Genomic DNA, 15,328 nt, shown 5'->3' with positions numbered 1-15,328 from the left:
GGTTATTGTTTAAGAGGGCTCGGATCGCGGCGAAATCCGCAGGGCGGCGGCGATCGACATTCGCAAGGCGGATTCTGGCAGCACTTCTGGCCGTCGGTCTGCTGCCGGCCGTTGCCGGTTCCGCCGAGGCCGGGGATCCGCTGCTTGCTTATGGCGCGCGCATCGTCGGCGACGATGCAAGGACCCGTATTGTCATCGATTTCGATCGCGAACCGCGCTTCTCGGTCCACTATATCGCCAATCCGGAACGCATCGTCATCGACCTGCCGGCGACCGCCTTCGGTTTTCCGGCCGAGGATCTCGCTGCCCGCGGCCTGTTCAAGGATATCCGCTACGGCAAGATGGACGAGGAAAGCGCCCGCATCGTTCTGACGACGGCACGGCCGGTGAAGCTGGCGCTCGCCAAGGTGCAGGCCGACGAGGCCGGCAAGGGTCATCGTCTTGTGCTCGATGCCGAGATGATCGACAAGCAGGCCTTTGCCGAACTGGTGAAGACGCAATCCTGGAATGATCGGACGTCGAGCGATGGGAGCGAGGCGGCCCAGACGACGAGCGCCATTCCGGCGCCTGAGAAACCCGCCCCCGGCGATTTCGTCATCGCCGTCGACGCCGGTCATGGCGGCATCGATACCGGCGCGATCGGGGTCGACACCAAGACCGAGGAAAAGCAGGTGACGCTTGCCTTCGCCAAGGCGCTGACCGAGCGGCTGAACAAGGAGCCCGGCATCAAGGCTTTCCTGACGCGCGAAGATGACGAATTCCTGTCGCTTTCGCAGCGTGTGCTGATCGCCCGCCAGAACCATGCCGGCCTGTTCATTTCGCTGCATGCCGACACGCTGAAGCAGAAGGATATCCGCGGCGCTACCGTCTACACCATCTCCGACAAGGCATCCGACAAGCTCGCCGCCGACCTTGCCGAACGCGAAAACCTCTCCGACCAGATTGCCGGCAAGGAGACGGTCGCCGAGCCGCCCGAGGTCGCCGATATCCTGCTCGATCTGACCCGGCGCGAGACCCAGGCTTTCTCGATCTCGCTCGCCGAAAGCGTGCTGAATTCTTTCAAGGACCAGGTCGGCACCATCAACAACCCGCACCGTCATGCCGGTTTTCGCGTGCTGCAGGCCCCCGACGTGCCGTCGATCCTCCTCGAACTCGGGTTCCTCTCGAATGCCGACGATGAGAAACTGCTGCTCGACGAGACCTGGCGCGGCAAGATCGTCGGTCTTTTGACCGATGCGGTGAAGCGCTACCGCGCTGCCGTCATCGCCAATGGCGGCTGATGCCTGACCGACCCATAAATCCATAGGGGTTGTGGGTCGGCGAAATTAATGAAAACAAAGACTTAATGTAAGTCGCATGACTCAAAGTCTGAGCGGGATGGTTCGGATTGGCGGCGGGGGCGGGCGTTGCTTGGATGTGACAGTTCTAATGAAACGCGGCCGCAGCGGTGAATGCGGCGGGCAGAGCCCTATTTTCCTCACAATCGCGCCGTTACTCCGGCTTATGTTTCGTAAGCCTGTGGCGCGGAATCGGCTTGTGGCGGTAGCGCTCATGGAGTAAGCCGCGCAACGTGCAAATTGCCTTGATCCGTGCAATCGTTGCGTTCTGCGCCGATTGAAGATCGAAGAGACCGGTAGCTGAAAATATGGTTAGACTTTTTGGATATTTCTTCGGAATGGCCTGCGTCCTGTTTCTGGTCGCGGCGGCGGGTGTTGCCATCTATCTCGCCAACGTCGCGAAGGATCTCCCGGATTATGCCGTTCTGAACAGCTATGCGCCGCCGGTGACCACCCGTGTCCACGCCGGCAACGGTGCGCTGATGGCCGAATACGCCAAGGAAAAGCGTCTCTTTCTGCCGATCCAGGCCATCCCCGACCGCGTCAAGGCGGCTTTCCTGTCGGCCGAAGACAAGAATTTCTACAACCATCCGGGCGTTGATCTCACCGGTCTCGGCCGCGCCATCCTCGTCAACCTGCAGAATTTCGGTTCCGGCCGCCGCCCCGTCGGCGCGTCGACGATCACCCAGCAGGTCGCCAAGAATTTCCTTTTGAGCTCTGACCAGACGATCGACCGCAAGATCAAGGAAGCGATCCTGTCCTTCCGTATCGAGCAGGCCTACAGCAAGGACAAAATCCTTGAGCTCTACCTGAACGAGATTTTTTTCGGCCTGAATTCCTATGGCATCGCCGGCGCGGCACTCACCTATTTCAACAAATCCGTTACCGAACTGACGGTTGCCGAAGCCGCCTATCTGGCATCGCTACCGAAAGGTCCGGCCAATTATCATCCTTTCCGCCATCCCGAAGCTGCGCTCGAGCGTCGCAACTGGGTGATCGACCGCATGGTCGAGAATGGCTATGTCAGCCAGAGCGACGGCGAGGAAGCCAAGAAGCAGCCGCTCGGCGTCACCGCCCGCACGACCGGCCCCTCGCTTTTTGCTTCGGACTATTTCGCCGAAGCCGTGCGTCGCCAGTTGATCGACCAATATGGTGAGAAAGTCCTCTATGAAGGCGGCCTTTCGGTGCGCACCTCGCTCGATCCGCAGATGCAACTCGCTGCCCGCAAGGCGCTGCAGGACGGTTTGGTGACCTACGACGAGCGCCGCGGTTTCCACGGGCCCATCAAGCAGATCGATGCAAGCGGTGACTGGGGTAAGGCGCTTGCCGATATTCCTGCGCTCGCCGACGTCCCGGAATGGCGGCTTGCCGTCGTGCTCGCCGTCTCCGACAGCACCGTCGATATCGGCCTGCAGCCACCCAAGGATGGAAGCGGCAAGGTTTCGGCCGACCGTCAACGCGGCACGATCGACGCCAAGAACATGCAGTGGGCCTTCCGTTCGGCCGACAGCGCCCGCAAGAGCACGAAATCGCCGGTCGGCGCCGTCGCCCCCGGTGATGTCGTCTATGTCGCAAAGCTCGGCGACGACGCCTCGACCTCCTATCGCCTGCAGCAGCCGCCGAAGGTGCAGGGCGGCCTGGTCGCCATGGATCCGAAAACCGGCCGCGTGCTCGCCATGGTCGGCGGCTTCTCCTATTCGCAGTCCGAATTCAACCGCGCCACCCAGGCGATGCGCCAGCCGGGCTCCTCGTTCAAGCCCTTCGTCTACGCCGCCGCGATGGACAATGGTTATACGCCGGCCTCCGTCATCATGGACGCGCCGATCGAGATCGTCTCGGGCGGCCAGGTCTGGAGGCCGGAAAACTACGGCGGCGAATCCGGCGGCCCGTCGACGCTGCGTTCGGGCATCGAGCATTCCCGCAATCTGATGACGGTGCGCCTCGCCAACGATCTCGGCATGAACATCGTCGCCGAATATGCCGAGCGCTTCGGCATCTACGATCACATGCTGCCGGTTCTCTCCATGTCGCTCGGCGCTGGCGACACGACGGTGCTGCGCATGGTCTCGGCCTATTCGGTCATCGCCAATGGCGGTAAGCAGATCAAGCCGACATTGATCGACCGCATCCAGGACCGCTACGGCAAGACGATCTTCAAGCATGAGGAGCGTCTGTGCGAGGGCTGCAATGCCGGCGACTGGCAGAACCAGGAAGAGCCGAATGTCGTCGACAACCGCGAGACCGTTCTCGACCCGATGACCGCCTATCAGATCACCTCGATGATGCAGGGCGTCATTCAGCGCGGCACCGCCGCCGGCAAGATCGATCTCGGCGGCCGCGACGTCGCCGGCAAGACCGGCACCACCAACGACGAGAAGGATGCCTGGTTCGTCGGCTTCACACCGGATCTGGTCGCCGGCCTCTATATGGGCTTCGATACGCCTGGCCCGCTCGGCCGCGGCGGCACCGGCGGCGGTCTCTCCGCCCCGATCTTCAACGAATTCATGCAGGCCGCCGTCAAGGACACGCCGGAATCGAAGTTCGTCATCCCGCCGGGCATGAACCTGATTTCGATCGACCGCAAGACCGGCATGGCCGCCGTCGACGGCGATCCGAACACCATCATCGAGGCCTTCAAACCAGGCACCGGCCCGGCCGACAGCTTCAACGTCATCGGCATGGATAGCACCATGGCGCCGGAAGAGATCCTGAAGACCTCGCCGCAGGCAAACCAGGCCGTCCAGACCGGCACGCCCGGCCTGTTCTGACCGTCGCCGAATTTTGAACGCCCGCCGCGGCTCTTTACATCCGCGGCGGGCGTCTCTATTCAGCAGCATTTGAAGAAGACCGTTACAGAAAAGCAGGAAAATGCGAGCCGAAATCGAAAACGTGGTCGATGAAACCAAGCAGGCTATCACCCTGCTGAGGAGGCATCTTTGACTGGGACCAGGCGATAAGACGGCTGGACTGGTTGAACAACAAGGCAGAGGATCCGAACCTCTGGAACGACGCTACCGAAGCGCAGAAGCTGATGCGCGAGCGCCAGCAACTCGATGACGGCATCAGCGGCGTCAAGCAGCTGGAACAACAGCTGAACGACAATATCGAACTGATCGAGCTCGGCGAGGAAGAGGGCGACGAAGGTGTCGTCAAGGAAGCCGAGGATACGTTGAGGGCCCTGAAGGCCGAGGCTGCGCGCCGCCAGGTGGAAGCGATGCTCTCCGGCGAGGCCGACGGCAACGACACCTATCTCGAAGTTCATTCAGGCGCCGGCGGCACCGAAAGCCAGGACTGGGCGAACATGCTGCTGCGCATGTACACCCGCTGGGCCGAACGCCAGCGTTTCAAGGTCGAGCTTCTCGAAGTTCATGACGGCGAAGAGGCGGGCATCAAATCCGCGACCCTGCTCGTCAAGGGACACAATGCCTATGGCTGGCTGAAGACGGAATCGGGCGTGCACCGGCTGGTGCGCATCTCGCCTTACGACAGCAACGCGCGTCGCCACACCTCCTTTTCGTCGATCTGGGTCTATCCCGTGGTCGACGACTCGATCCAGATCGAGATCAACGAAGGCGACTGCCGCATCGACACCTATCGTTCGTCGGGCGCCGGCGGCCAGCACGTCAACACCACCGACTCGGCGGTGCGCATCACGCATATGCCGACCGGCATCGTCGTGCAGTGCCAGCAAGAGCGTTCGCAGCACAAGAACCGCGCCAAGGCCTGGGACATGCTGCGCGCCCGCATGTATGAAGCCGAGCTGAAGAAGCGTGAGGACGCCGCCAACGCCGAAGCCGCCTCCAAGACGGATATCGGCTGGGGCCACCAGATCCGCTCCTACGTGCTGCAGCCCTACCAGCTGGTCAAGGATCTGCGCACTGGCGTCGCCAGCACCGCGCCGGACGACGTGCTCGACGGCGAACTCAACGAGTTCATGGAAGCGGCTCTCGCCCACCGCATCAGCGGCGCCGCCGACGCAGTCGTTGACGACGTGGACTGATAGACAAAAGCAGAATTGAGACGAGAAAGCCCCGGAGACGGGGCTTTTTTGATGCTCAGGCGAGCCCTTTGACGGCGCTGTGCTGGAAAAGCGCTGCCGACAGATCGGCAGTCTCATCATGGATGGCTGCGCGCTCGATATCAGGGGGATCGGTAAAGAGCTCTGCCGCAAAGGCCAGGCCGAGTGCGGTGCCCTCAGGCACGAAGACGTAATGCCCAAGGCCGCCGCCGAAGATTTTAAGAGTGCTGTGTCTCAGCCGCGCATGCAGCCATGCCGAACATTCCGCGGCCGGTGCCGCCCTGTCTGCGTCGCCGACCAGAATGAGGGCGGGCGCGTCGACAGCTTTCAGGCTTTCCTCGCTGAAACCGAGAACGGACCGGCCCGGCGCGCACAGGAGCGCGGCCTTGATTCTGTCGTCCCGGTAGGACTTCGACATGCGCGACCATGAATCGCGAAACACATCGCTGCTGCGAAGCAAGGTCGGGATATGATCGGCAAGATCGGGAAATTCCCTTGGTCCGCGCGTGCCACCCGGCTTCATTCTGGATGGTTCGAATTGCGAAAACTGGGCGACCGCGCCAAGAAGCAGCGCGACGCTATAGGCCCCGGCCGAAAATCCGGCGGCGAACGCGCGGGTTGTATCGATATGACAGGAGAGATTGCCGAGCCATTCATCGCTGTGGTCAAGCATGAAGCTCAGATCCGGCGCCCGCTCCCAGAGGCAGGCGAAGCCTTCGGCGCGATAGGGCTCGTTACCGGTATTGCCGTGATGGTTGACGCCGAGTGCTGCAAATCCGCGATCGGCCAGCCGTCGCGCTAGCCATTCCAGTCCGGCCGCGGATCCGCCGGTCCCATGCGACAACAGGACGAGGGGATAGGACCGGACATCCGGCCGGACGGGTGCGTCGCGGGCGACGACCGCCTTCTTGAACCAGCTTCTTTCCGTTGTATCGCTTTCCCGCGCCTCATCGGCAGCGCGGTACCACAGCGACCAGCTGATCGGTCTGGGGCCGTTTGCGTCCCAATTCGACCTGTTCTTGTCGTAAAGGACGCCGTCGCGGTAGCCGAGTTTCATCTCTTCTACTCCTTCCCGAACGATTCCCAGTGGTTCAATTCGTCGCTTTTTCGACGGTAATGTCGCCGAATTCGTCGATCAGCACGGTCCAACCATCCGGCTCGGCATTGGGCTCGGTTTTCAGATAGATCGTCGCGAACAGCCCCGGTTCCTTGATGATGCCGTTCGAATTTTCGGGGCGTATATCGGTAACATAAGGCTTCAGGTCGCTGATCTCCTGCAACTCGACGGTAGAAGCGATCGTCGGGCCGGTCTCGGTCTGGGCAATCTGCTGGAGATAGACCTTGGAGGTCCTGTCTGCCTCGCGCACGGCAAAGAGCTTGTAGTAGCCGTGGCGCTGCGTGGCCTTTGCCTGCGGGCTGGCAACACTTTCGGCGCCTGTCGGCGCCCGCTCGACATCAGGTGCGTTGCCGTCATCCTCCCAGTAGCCGGTGCTGGTCGCGAAAATCACCGATGCCGGCAGGATGGCATCCTGCGCCGGCAAGGCTGCGGCCGACCATCCGATGAGGAAAACCGTGGTCATCAATATCCGTCGCACAGCCATCGTCTCAATCCTTGAACTGCTCGGCGAGAATACGGTCGGACCAGGAGCGGTCGGGATCGGAAAGGATGCGTGCGGTCATATGCTCCGACTGGGCAATGCGGACATGCAGCACCGATTTGACCTCGGTATTGTCGGCCACCGCATTCACCGGCCGCTTCACCGGCTCGAGCACATCGATATCGACGGTCACCTTGTTCGGCAGCAGTGCGCCCCGCCAGCGCCGCGGCCGGAAAGCGCTGACCGGCGTCATGGCGAGCAGCGGCGCCTCCAGCGGCAGGATCGGACCATGGGCGGAAAGATTATAAGCCGTCGATCCGGCAGGGGTCGCGACCATCAGCCCGTCGCAGATCAGCTCCTCCAGGCGGACGCGCCCGTCCACCGTCACCCTCAAATTCGCCGCCTGATAGGATTGACGGAAAAGATAGACCTCATTGATGGCGAGCGCCGTCGAGTTGGTGCCATCGGCGTTGGCCGTCGTCATCTGCAACGGCCGGAAGACGTTTTCGACAGCGACGCAGATACGCTCCTGAAGCTGTTCGCTGCGATAGTCGTTCATCAGAAAGCCGACCGAGCCGCGGTTCATGCCGTAGACCAGCTTGCCGGAATTCATGGTGTTGTGCAGCGTCTGCAGCATGAAACCATCGCCGCCAAGCGCGACGATGACATCGGCATCGTCGGCCGGCACGTCGCCATAGATGCGAATCAACTCCTCGCGCGCGGCGAGCGCCTCCGTCGTCGGCGAGGCGATAAAGGAAAGAGTCTGAAATGAACGGCCCATGCAATGCCCTTTGTGAAGCTGCTCTAGCTAACGGATAAAGGGCTGGTGCGACAAGGACGTTTTCTATCGCCAAGCGTTTGAGGGCGGCCGACTTCTCCGCATAGACACGAATTTTTCTTTACAGAATCAGTAGAATCTGCTAGTTGGGCACCTATTGCCCTTGTAGCTCAGTTGGTAGAGCACCTGATTTGTAATCAGGGGGTCCCGGGTTCGAACCCTGGCGGGGGCACCATTCTTATTCTCCGATACGCTGTCCCTGGATGAACCCTGGCTGAAGGGTTGCTTCAGCGGCAGTTCAGCCGCTCCGGCGCATTGTCTCCTCATCATCAATGAGGAAGCAGCCATGAAGCTCGCACACATTATTCTCACCGCAACCATTGCCGCCGGTGCGGCTTTCGCATCGCTTGCACCTGCTTCCGCCATGCCGGCCGAACGGCCGGGTGTGACGGCCGCCCAAGGCGATATCGTCCAAATTCATGATAGCTGGCGGGGCGACCGTTGGCGTGATGACGGTGACTGGCGCGGCGACCGTGGCTGGCGCGACGACCGCAATTGGCGCCGGTCCGACTGGCGCGACGATGACCGCCGCTGGCGGCGGTGGCGTGCCGAGCGTTGGCAGGAACGCCGCGAGTGGCGCCATCGCGATCGCGCTATCCCTTTCTGGCTCTATCGCAGCTGAGGGTGATCGGCCCGGAAATCATCCGGGCCGTTTTTAATGTGTAAGGGGCTCGTTGACGCTCGCCTCGATCCTGCCGCCATTGCCGGTCTGGCCGGCGCCGGACGGCGACAGTATCGCGATGCTGAGCACGGAGACGACCATGAAGGCGACGACGGCGATCATTATGCGCATAAGCGTTCAATCCTCGTTCGATTCCGGGATTAACGCTTGATCGCCATCCGCGTTCCTGCCGGATCTATTGCACCGTTCCCGGCGTCGCAGGGCCCGGCGCCGTCGGCGACAGGGGATCGGGCTGGTGGATCGGATGCGAGGTGTCCACCCATATAATGCTGAGAATGATCCCGACGAAGACCGCGATGAAGAGGATACCGAAAATCAGCGGTCGAATAGCCATGACGGGATCGTTCCTTCTTGCTTCCGACCGGTCGTTGCGATCGGTCATCGCCCGATCATAGTGGTCCAGGAGGTCTTTCCAAGGCAAAATCGAACTTCTCCGGCATCGGTCGAGCCTTGCCCGGCTATCTCAGGCTTGCGTTTTCCCTCTGTCGCACCGGGTTGAACTGTGTCAGGGATGCCTGAAACAGTTGGGGACGGTCATGAAACGGACGGTTAGAGCATCGGTCGTTGTCGCGGCATTCATCTCGTTCGCCGGAGCCTCTGATAATGCGCGAGCTTTCGACAAGCCGATAAAAGTGGATGTCGTCGCGTTGCCGAAGGATGAGCTCAATCCCGATGCAAAGCCGAAGATCACCTGCAGCCACTATCCGGCCTTCGTGGTCAAGGAGGTCGATCTCGGCGAGGTCGGCGCCGAAAAGCTGGCGCTGCTTGCCGCCGATGCGCCTTGTGAGCGCACAAGCGAGCGCGAGCGGGTGATCGCGGACGATACCGCCGGATATCTCATGGGTGTCAGCGCCGGTTTCGTCTTCTTCCGGGCGGCGGACGGGTGGAACGGCGGGCTGCCCTTCGTCGTCTACGATGCGGCGACGGGCGAGCGACTGCTCGACGATTCCCTCGATGGCGACGATTTTGCCGCGATCAGGAGCGGGAAGGGGGAGCTGACACTCGATTTTGGCCGCGTCTACACCGCTTCCTGCTCGCTCTACCACGAAGGTGCCGACTGCGCGAAAGCGATTGCCGCCGAGACCGGCCTGGCGCCGAAGCAACTGCCGGATTGCGCCGCGGCCTACAAGGCGGAAATCAAACGCAGCCCCGACCACGCCAGCGAAATCGAGAAACTGCCGAGCGTGGTCGTCTATCCCGTCGAGCTTGCCTATGCGGCCGGCGATACGACGCGACAGCCGATGGACGGCCCGACCACTTGCAGGACGCCTGACTGAGTGGGGATCAGCGACGTACAAGCGAAAGCGGCTTGCCGCCTTCCTGCTTCGATTTGTCGAAATTGCCGTCGCTGCGCATGTCGAATCCGAGCGACGAGCCGTCACCGCCCATCAGCGTGAGGGCGAAACCCTCGATATGCCAGACCGCAAGCTTGAGCTTGGCGACATTGGCAGCGCAGTCACCGGAAAGTGACAATGGCGCGTTGCCGTCCGTCCCGACATTGCTGTCGAGCGTTACGCCGCAAAGCCTTGCTCCGTCCGGCCGCTGCATTGTCCACGTCCCGGCAAGGCTGTCGAAGGTCGGCAGGTGATCGACGCCGTCGGGGGCGGCGGTCAGCAGGTAAAGCTTGCCGTCTTCCGTCTTCAAGGGAGAGCCCTCCTTTTCGAGGAAACGGGCGAGCACCTTGCGCGTCGGATCGATCAGGATGATGCCGCCATTGCCGTCGAAATTCCACGCAGAGGCATCCGCGAGTGATGGTAACGGCTTGGTGCAGGCCTCCTGCCCGGAAATCGAATAGCCGCCGATCGCCATGTCGGTTTCGAGCGTCATCCTGCATCCCGCGCGCCCGTCTTCCGGCGCGACGAGATAGGTCCCTGCCTGTGCTCTGAGGATATCGGGATCGATATCCTGCCCATACGCCACGCCGCAGAGGAGGAGGGCGGCTGCGCAAGCCGCGAGCGGAAAGACCAAACGGATCATGACAGTCCCCCTTGTCGCCGCTCGTATGCGGATCAGCCTATGCCTTCAGGTAAAGCCGCGCCGCATAAAGCGCGATCGCCGCCGCATTCGAGACGTTCAGCGATTTGATTGCGCCGGGCATGTCGAGACGGGCAAGTGCGTTGACGGTTTCCCGCGTCTTCTGGCGAAGCCCCTTGCCCTCGGAGCCGAGCACCAGCGCCACTTTCTCACCCGAAAACGTGCCCTCGAGCGCCGCAGGTCCTTCCGAATCGAGGCCGATGGTGGAGAAGCCGAGCTTGTGCAGTTCACCGAGCGCATCGGCGAGATTGGTCACCTGTATATAAGGTATCAGTTCCAGCGCGCCGGAGGCTGATTTGGCGAGCACGCCTGACTCGGTCGGGCTGTGTCTCTGGGTGGTGATGACGGCGCCGGCATTGAACGCGACGGCCGAGCGCATGATCGCGCCAACATTATGCGGATCGGTGACCTGGTCAAGGACGAGCAGGAGAGGGCTGTCCTTCAGCGCTTCGAGCCGGCGGACCGGCAGCGGCCGTGTTTCCAGCATGACGCCTTGATGGATCGCCTCGGGGCCGAGCACCTTGTCGATCTCCTGCGGCGAGACGATCTCGAAGGGAATGCCGAGCGTTTCGACGTCGACTTCGAGCCGCGCCAGCGCGTTCTGCGTCACGAAGAGTTTGATCTTCTTGCGCTCGGGATTGTCGAGGGCGGCGCGCACCGTATGCAGGCCATAGAGATGCACCTGGTCGGGCGCCAGCGCCGGCGGCTTCCAGTCCTCAGCCCCGCGCCTGCGTTTCTGCGGCTGAGGGGTCGGAATCTCGCCGCGTTCGCGCTTTGCGTCACGGTGGGCGCGCCGCAGCGTGGCGTAGTGCGTATCCTTGGCCGATGGGTCTGTCGCGGCCTTGCCGCCAGGTTTTTTGTCTTTGCTCATGCGGCTTTATAGCCATGGCGCTCGCCGCCGCATAGGCTTTCTTTCATATGCCGGCTTTCGGTGGCGAATGAAATTTTTCGTGTTTTTTCCGTTGTCATCGTGTTGACAGACTGAAATGCTCCGGTCATATACGCGGCGCAGACGACGGGCGGCATCGCTTCGAAGTCTGACAAACTTGGTCTTCTAGATCCGGACGAAAAACTGGAGAGATGCCCGAGTGGTTAAAGGGGACGGACTGTAAATCCGTTGGCTCAGCCTACGTTGGTTCAAATCCAACTCTCTCCACCATTCGTCATCGGATCGGACCACCCGCGGGTATAGCTCAATGGTAGAGCAGCAGCCTTCCAAGCTGAATACGCGGGTTCGATTCCCGCTACCCGCTCCAGTTCTCCAAAGCTCGTTCATGGGCCCGATGCTGCCGCGATAATTCCGCGCGTAGATCTTTCGGAACAGGCTGGCGACAGCGGCTCTCGACTGACAGGCGAGGGCGCTCGGCCCCGGGCGCCCGTGCTTCATCTCCCGCCGTCCACGCGATTTTCTGCAAGGATTTCAGTGATTTTCCCCTGCATTCCGGCGAATCGCCTTGCAGCCGGCGAATTGTCCCCCATATGCGCTGTCACACCAAGAATGGCGTCTGCAATTAAGTCTTGCGCAATGTCGCCGAAAGCCTTAAACGGCGGCACTAAACCGGTTCGCCGGGGCCCACCATTTCGTTCACAGGAAGCATTCAAATGGCAAAGAGTAAGTTTGAGCGCAACAAGCCGCACGTCAACATTGGCACGATCGGCCACGTTGACCACGGCAAGACGTCTCTGACGGCAGCGATCACGAAGTACTTCGGTGAGTTCAAGGCGTACGACCAGATCGACGCTGCTCCGGAAGAAAAGGCCCGCGGCATCACCATTTCGACGGCGCACGTCGAGTATGAGACGCCGGCCCGCCACTATGCGCACGTCGACTGCCCCGGCCACGCCGACTACGTCAAGAACATGATCACCGGTGCTGCCCAGATGGACGGCGCGATCCTGGTGTGCTCGGCCGCTGACGGCCCGATGCCGCAGACGCGCGAACACATCCTGCTGGCCCGCCAGGTCGGCGTTCCGGCGATCGTTGTGTTCCTGAACAAGGTCGACCAGGTTGACGACGCCGAGCTTCTCGAACTGGTCGAGCTCGAAGTTCGCGAACTTCTGTCGTCCTACGACTTCCCGGGCGACGATATCCCGGTCGTCAAGGGTTCGGCGCTTGCTGCTCTTGAAGATTCTGACAAGAAGATCGGCGAAGACGCGATCCGCGAGCTGATGGCTGCGGTCGACGCCTACATCCCGACGCCTGAGCGTCCGATCGACCAGCCGTTCCTGATGCCGATCGAAGACGTGTTCTCGATCTCCGGCCGCGGCACGGTTGTGACCGGCCGCGTCGAGCGTGGCATTGTCAAGGTTGGCGAAGAAGTCGAGATTGTCGGTATCCGCGCAACTTCGAAGACGACGGTGACCGGCGTTGAAATGTTCCGCAAGCTGCTCGATCAGGGCCAGGCTGGCGACAACATCGGCGCCCTGGTTCGCGGTGTGAACCGTGACGGCGTCGAGCGTGGCCAGATCCTGTGCAAGCCGGGCTCTGTCAAGCCGCATAAGAAGTTCATGGCGGAAGCCTACATCCTGACGAAGGAAGAGGGTGGCCGTCATACGCCGTTCTTCACCAACTACCGTCCGCAGTTCTACTTCCGCACGACCGACGTGACCGGCATCGTGACGCTGCCGGAAGGTACCGAGATGGTCATGCCGGGCGACAACGTCACGGTTGCCGTCGAGCTGATCGTTCCGATCGCGATGGAAGAAAAGCTGCGCTTCGCGATCCGTGAAGGCGGCCGCACCGTCGGCGCCGGTATCGTCGCTTCGATCGTCGAGTAATCCTGGGATTACCCGAAATTCAGGAAAAACCCCGCTGGAAACGGCGGGGTTTTTTCGTTTTGATACCTGTTTGAGGGATTAACAGGTGTTGTAAAAATATCGTTAAATATGCCCGTCACAGTATTTTGTTCATCTCACATTCAGAAACCAGTTGTGATTGGTTCATTTTAGTCCAGACTCCTTCATGCAAAGAGGAGAGCCCGGATGATTCCAAAGGCCACGTTCGCTGCGACCATATTCGCGATGTATGTTTTCACGATGTTTTTCATCGCTGCAATTCCGCAGGAGGTTGTTCAGGCAGCCGGAGTGCAGATCGGTGACGTAACCGTCGTTAAGTGACGATTTCAGCAGTTCACCGCAGGCGTCTGCGGTGAACGGAAATGATCGGCCAGGCGCCCCGGATAGGCTGCTCCTGGCGACGCGGGGGTGAACCCTTGCAGGACGCTCGCTTGCTCTTCGCGCGGAAGCGTCTAACTATGCCTCCGATTTGATGATGCGGAGGATATTCCATGAAGAAGCGAATTCTGTTTACGGGCGGTTCGGGCAAGGCAGGTCGCCATGCCGTGCCATGGCTCGTCAATGCGGGTTACGAGGTTCACAACCTCGATCTGGTGCCGCTGGACAGTCCCGGCGTCACCAATCTCATTGCCGACATCACCGATAGCGGTCAGGTCTTCAATGCGTTGTCGATGCACCGGGATTTTCCCGATCTCGATGCGGGCAGGGGCGTGCAACCCTTCGATGCCGTCGTGCATTTCGCCGCCATCCCGCGCATTCTGATCAAACCCGACAATGAGACTTTCCGCATCAATACGATGGGCACTTATAATGTCATCGAGGCGGCGGTGAAGCTCGGCATCAGGAAGATTATCGTCGCATCCAGCGAGACGACCTACGGGGTCTGCTTCGCCGAAGGTCATCGCGATTTCCATCAGTTCCCGCTGGAGGAAGACTACGACGTCAATCCGATGGATTCTTACGGGCTTTCCAAGGTGGTCAACGAAAAGACGGCGCGTGCCTTTGCCGAGCGTTCGGGGTTCGACATCTATGCGCTGCGCATCGGCAACGTCATCGAGCCGCACGAATATGAGAGGTTTCCCACCTATTTCGCCAATCCCGAGATGCGCAAGCGCATTGCCTGGAGCTATATCGACGCCCGCGATCTCGGACAGATCTGCCATCTCTGCATCGAAAAGGACGGTCTCGGCTATCAGGTCTTCAACGCGGCCAACGACACCGTCTCGGCCAATACGCCGTCGAGGGAGCTTGCCAAGCGATTCTTCCCCAACGTGCCCTTCACCCGGGAGATCGGCGAATATGAAGGCCTGCTCTCCAACCGCAAGATTCGCGAAGTGCTGGGTTTTAAAGAAGAGCACGATTGGCGGAAATACGTGAAGGTCTGAACCCATATCGGTGGCGCGATGAGCAAGCCGATCGCTCGCATATGTGCAGAATGGCTATGAAAAACGAAAATCGTGCTTGCCAATCCGCCGTCGCCGTCTTAAAGGGAGCGCCATGCTTTTCAGCAGCGATTTGCGGGCCTTGGCCCAGCGCTGAATGAGCGGCATGAAGGGGTATAGCTCAGTTGGTAGAGCGGCGGTCTCCAAAACCGCAGGTCGTAGGTTCGAGCCCTACTGCCCCTGCCATTTTCCTTGATGCGGGACAGCGCGGACGTGCTCGCGGCATTCCGGCCGGGGATCGATGGGCGGTGACTAATTTCGTTAAACTTCGGTTTCCCTCTTGTCTATTCGGGAATCGGTGTTTATTTAGGGTTCAACAGACACGCGGTGCGTGGGGCTGATAGTTTCAGCTTTACGCGCCGTAATTGCGTGGGCAGTCGATGGCATCAAAATCCAATCCGTTTGCGTTTCTGCAGCAGGTTCGCTCCGAGACGTCCAAAGTTACATGGCCGTCGCGCCGCGAGACGATGATCTCGACGGTCATGGTGCTTGTGATGGTGGTTTTCGCCGCGCTGTTTTTCTTTGCCGCTGACCAGCTGATCGGCTGGGCTCTGAGCTTCGTGCTCAATACCGGCAACTGATA

General features: G+C 60.8%; 17 protein-coding genes and 4 tRNA genes. 13 read left to right on the top strand and 8 right to left on the bottom strand.

The genetic code is table 11. The features are described 5' to 3' along the window. The first annotated feature begins 5 nt into the window (after positions 1-5). The 3 genes from MF410_RS10640 to prfB all read left to right on the top strand — a co-directional run bounded on the left by MF410_RS10640 (position 6) and on the right by prfB (position 5,337). On the top strand, positions 6-1,280 hold the full coding sequence (locus MF410_RS10640; RefSeq protein ID WP_097627257.1) for an N-acetylmuramoyl-L-alanine amidase: 1,275 nt from the start codon (positions 6-8) through the stop codon (positions 1,278-1,280). A 365-nt stretch (positions 1,281-1,645) separates the two neighbouring features. After that, positions 1,646-4,105, top strand: a complete 2,460-nt coding sequence (locus MF410_RS10635; RefSeq protein ID WP_097627261.1) for a penicillin-binding protein 1A — start codon at positions 1,646-1,648, stop codon at positions 4,103-4,105. Between the two features lie 100 nt (positions 4,106-4,205). Continuing rightward, positions 4,206-5,337, top strand: a protein-coding gene (gene prfB / locus MF410_RS10630) for a peptide chain release factor 2 (protein WP_165503911.1) whose coding sequence is annotated in 2 segments (ribosomal slippage) — positions 4,206-4,274 and positions 4,276-5,337 — 1,131 coding nt in all. Because the reading frame shifts where the segments join, the coding sequence is not laid out codon by codon here. Positions 5,338-5,392: 55 nt separating this feature from the next. Here the strand turns inward: prfB and MF410_RS10625 are convergent. Genes MF410_RS10625 through MF410_RS10615 form a run of 3 tightly spaced genes read right to left on the bottom strand, consistent with a single transcriptional unit; the run spans position 5,393 to position 7,734 of the window. Next, positions 5,393-6,412, bottom strand: coding sequence for a dienelactone hydrolase (locus MF410_RS10625; RefSeq protein WP_097627265.1), 1,020 nt, complete (start codon positions 6,410-6,412; stop codon positions 5,393-5,395). 34 nt (positions 6,413-6,446) lie between these two features. Then, the gene (locus MF410_RS10620) at positions 6,447-6,956 is read right to left on the bottom strand and encodes a hypothetical protein (protein ID WP_239620375.1); all 510 of its coding nucleotides are present in this window, start codon (positions 6,954-6,956) and stop codon (positions 6,447-6,449) included. 4 nt (positions 6,957-6,960) lie between these two features. After that, entirely contained in the window at positions 6,961-7,734 is a 774-nt protein-coding gene (locus MF410_RS10615; RefSeq protein WP_049734088.1) for an NAD kinase, read from the bottom strand. A 156-nt stretch (positions 7,735-7,890) separates the two neighbouring features. Here MF410_RS10615 and MF410_RS10610 point away from each other — a divergent pair. Beyond that, a tRNA-Thr gene (locus tag MF410_RS10610) sits at positions 7,891-7,966 on the top strand. Between the two features lie 111 nt (positions 7,967-8,077). After that, positions 8,078-8,413, top strand: a complete 336-nt coding sequence (locus MF410_RS10605; protein ID WP_097627268.1) for a hypothetical protein — start codon at positions 8,078-8,080, stop codon at positions 8,411-8,413. A 33-nt stretch (positions 8,414-8,446) separates the two neighbouring features. Here the strand turns inward: MF410_RS10605 and MF410_RS10600 are convergent, their stop codons facing one another. Next, positions 8,447-8,584, bottom strand: a complete 138-nt coding sequence (locus tag MF410_RS10600) for a hypothetical protein (protein WP_165503910.1) — start codon at positions 8,582-8,584, stop codon at positions 8,447-8,449. 64 nt (positions 8,585-8,648) lie between these two features. Continuing rightward, a complete protein-coding gene (locus MF410_RS10595) occupies positions 8,649-8,855 on the bottom strand; it encodes a hypothetical protein (RefSeq protein WP_097627269.1) in 207 nt (68 codons plus the stop codon). A gap of 154 nt (positions 8,856-9,009) precedes the next feature. Here MF410_RS10595 and MF410_RS10590 point away from each other — a divergent pair, with 154 nt between their 5' ends. Next, positions 9,010-9,750: a hypothetical protein gene (locus MF410_RS10590; RefSeq protein WP_097627270.1), complete on the top strand. Its 741-nt coding sequence runs from the start codon at positions 9,010-9,012 to the stop codon at positions 9,748-9,750. A 7-nt stretch (positions 9,751-9,757) separates the two neighbouring features. Here the strand turns inward: MF410_RS10590 and MF410_RS10585 are convergent, their stop codons facing one another. From MF410_RS10585 to MF410_RS10575, 3 genes are read right to left on the bottom strand one after another with little or no spacing between them, the layout of a single operon-like run. Beyond that, positions 9,758-10,450, bottom strand: coding sequence for an AprI/Inh family metalloprotease inhibitor (locus tag MF410_RS10585; protein ID WP_097627271.1), 693 nt, complete (start codon positions 10,448-10,450; stop codon positions 9,758-9,760). 37 nt (positions 10,451-10,487) lie between these two features. Further along, positions 10,488-11,378 (bottom strand): 23S rRNA (guanosine(2251)-2'-O)-methyltransferase RlmB, encoded by an 891-nt coding sequence (gene rlmB / locus MF410_RS10580; RefSeq protein WP_012557362.1) that lies wholly within the window; start codon positions 11,376-11,378, stop codon positions 10,488-10,490. Continuing rightward, positions 11,375-11,551, bottom strand: coding sequence for a hypothetical protein (locus MF410_RS10575; RefSeq protein WP_165503909.1), 177 nt, complete (start codon positions 11,549-11,551; stop codon positions 11,375-11,377). The genes rlmB and MF410_RS10575 overlap by 4 nt, the downstream gene beginning before the upstream one ends. 30 nt (positions 11,552-11,581) lie before the next feature. On the opposite strand from MF410_RS10575, the gene MF410_RS10570 reads away from it, so the two are divergent. The 7 genes from MF410_RS10570 to secE all read left to right on the top strand — a co-directional run bounded on the left by MF410_RS10570 (position 11,582) and on the right by secE (position 15,326). Then, a tRNA-Tyr gene (locus MF410_RS10570) sits at positions 11,582-11,666 on the top strand. Positions 11,667-11,689: 23 nt separating this feature from the next. Further along, a tRNA-Gly gene (locus MF410_RS10565) sits at positions 11,690-11,763 on the top strand. A 346-nt stretch (positions 11,764-12,109) separates the two neighbouring features. Further along, positions 12,110-13,285: an elongation factor Tu gene (gene tuf, locus MF410_RS10560; RefSeq protein WP_003573803.1), complete on the top strand. Its 1,176-nt coding sequence runs from the start codon at positions 12,110-12,112 to the stop codon at positions 13,283-13,285. Positions 13,286-13,489: 204 nt separating this feature from the next. Then, entirely contained in the window at positions 13,490-13,624 is a 135-nt protein-coding gene (locus MF410_RS36605; RefSeq protein ID WP_275593030.1) for a hypothetical protein, read from the top strand. A 170-nt stretch (positions 13,625-13,794) separates the two neighbouring features. Then, positions 13,795-14,688, top strand: a complete 894-nt coding sequence (locus tag MF410_RS10555; protein ID WP_097630071.1) for an NAD(P)-dependent oxidoreductase — start codon at positions 13,795-13,797, stop codon at positions 14,686-14,688. A gap of 167 nt (positions 14,689-14,855) precedes the next feature. After that, positions 14,856-14,931 (top strand) — tRNA-Trp (locus MF410_RS10550). 194 nt (positions 14,932-15,125) lie between these two features. Further along, positions 15,126-15,326 (top strand): preprotein translocase subunit SecE, encoded by a 201-nt coding sequence (gene secE / locus MF410_RS10545; RefSeq protein ID WP_003547514.1) that lies wholly within the window; start codon positions 15,126-15,128, stop codon positions 15,324-15,326. Positions 15,327-15,328 lie beyond the last annotated feature (2 nt).

This window comes from Rhizobium sp. C104, from assembly GCF_022354505.1.
GTDB lineage: Bacteria > Pseudomonadota > Alphaproteobacteria > Rhizobiales > Rhizobiaceae > Rhizobium > Rhizobium redzepovicii.
This window is presented reverse-complemented; position numbering and strand designations above follow the sequence as displayed.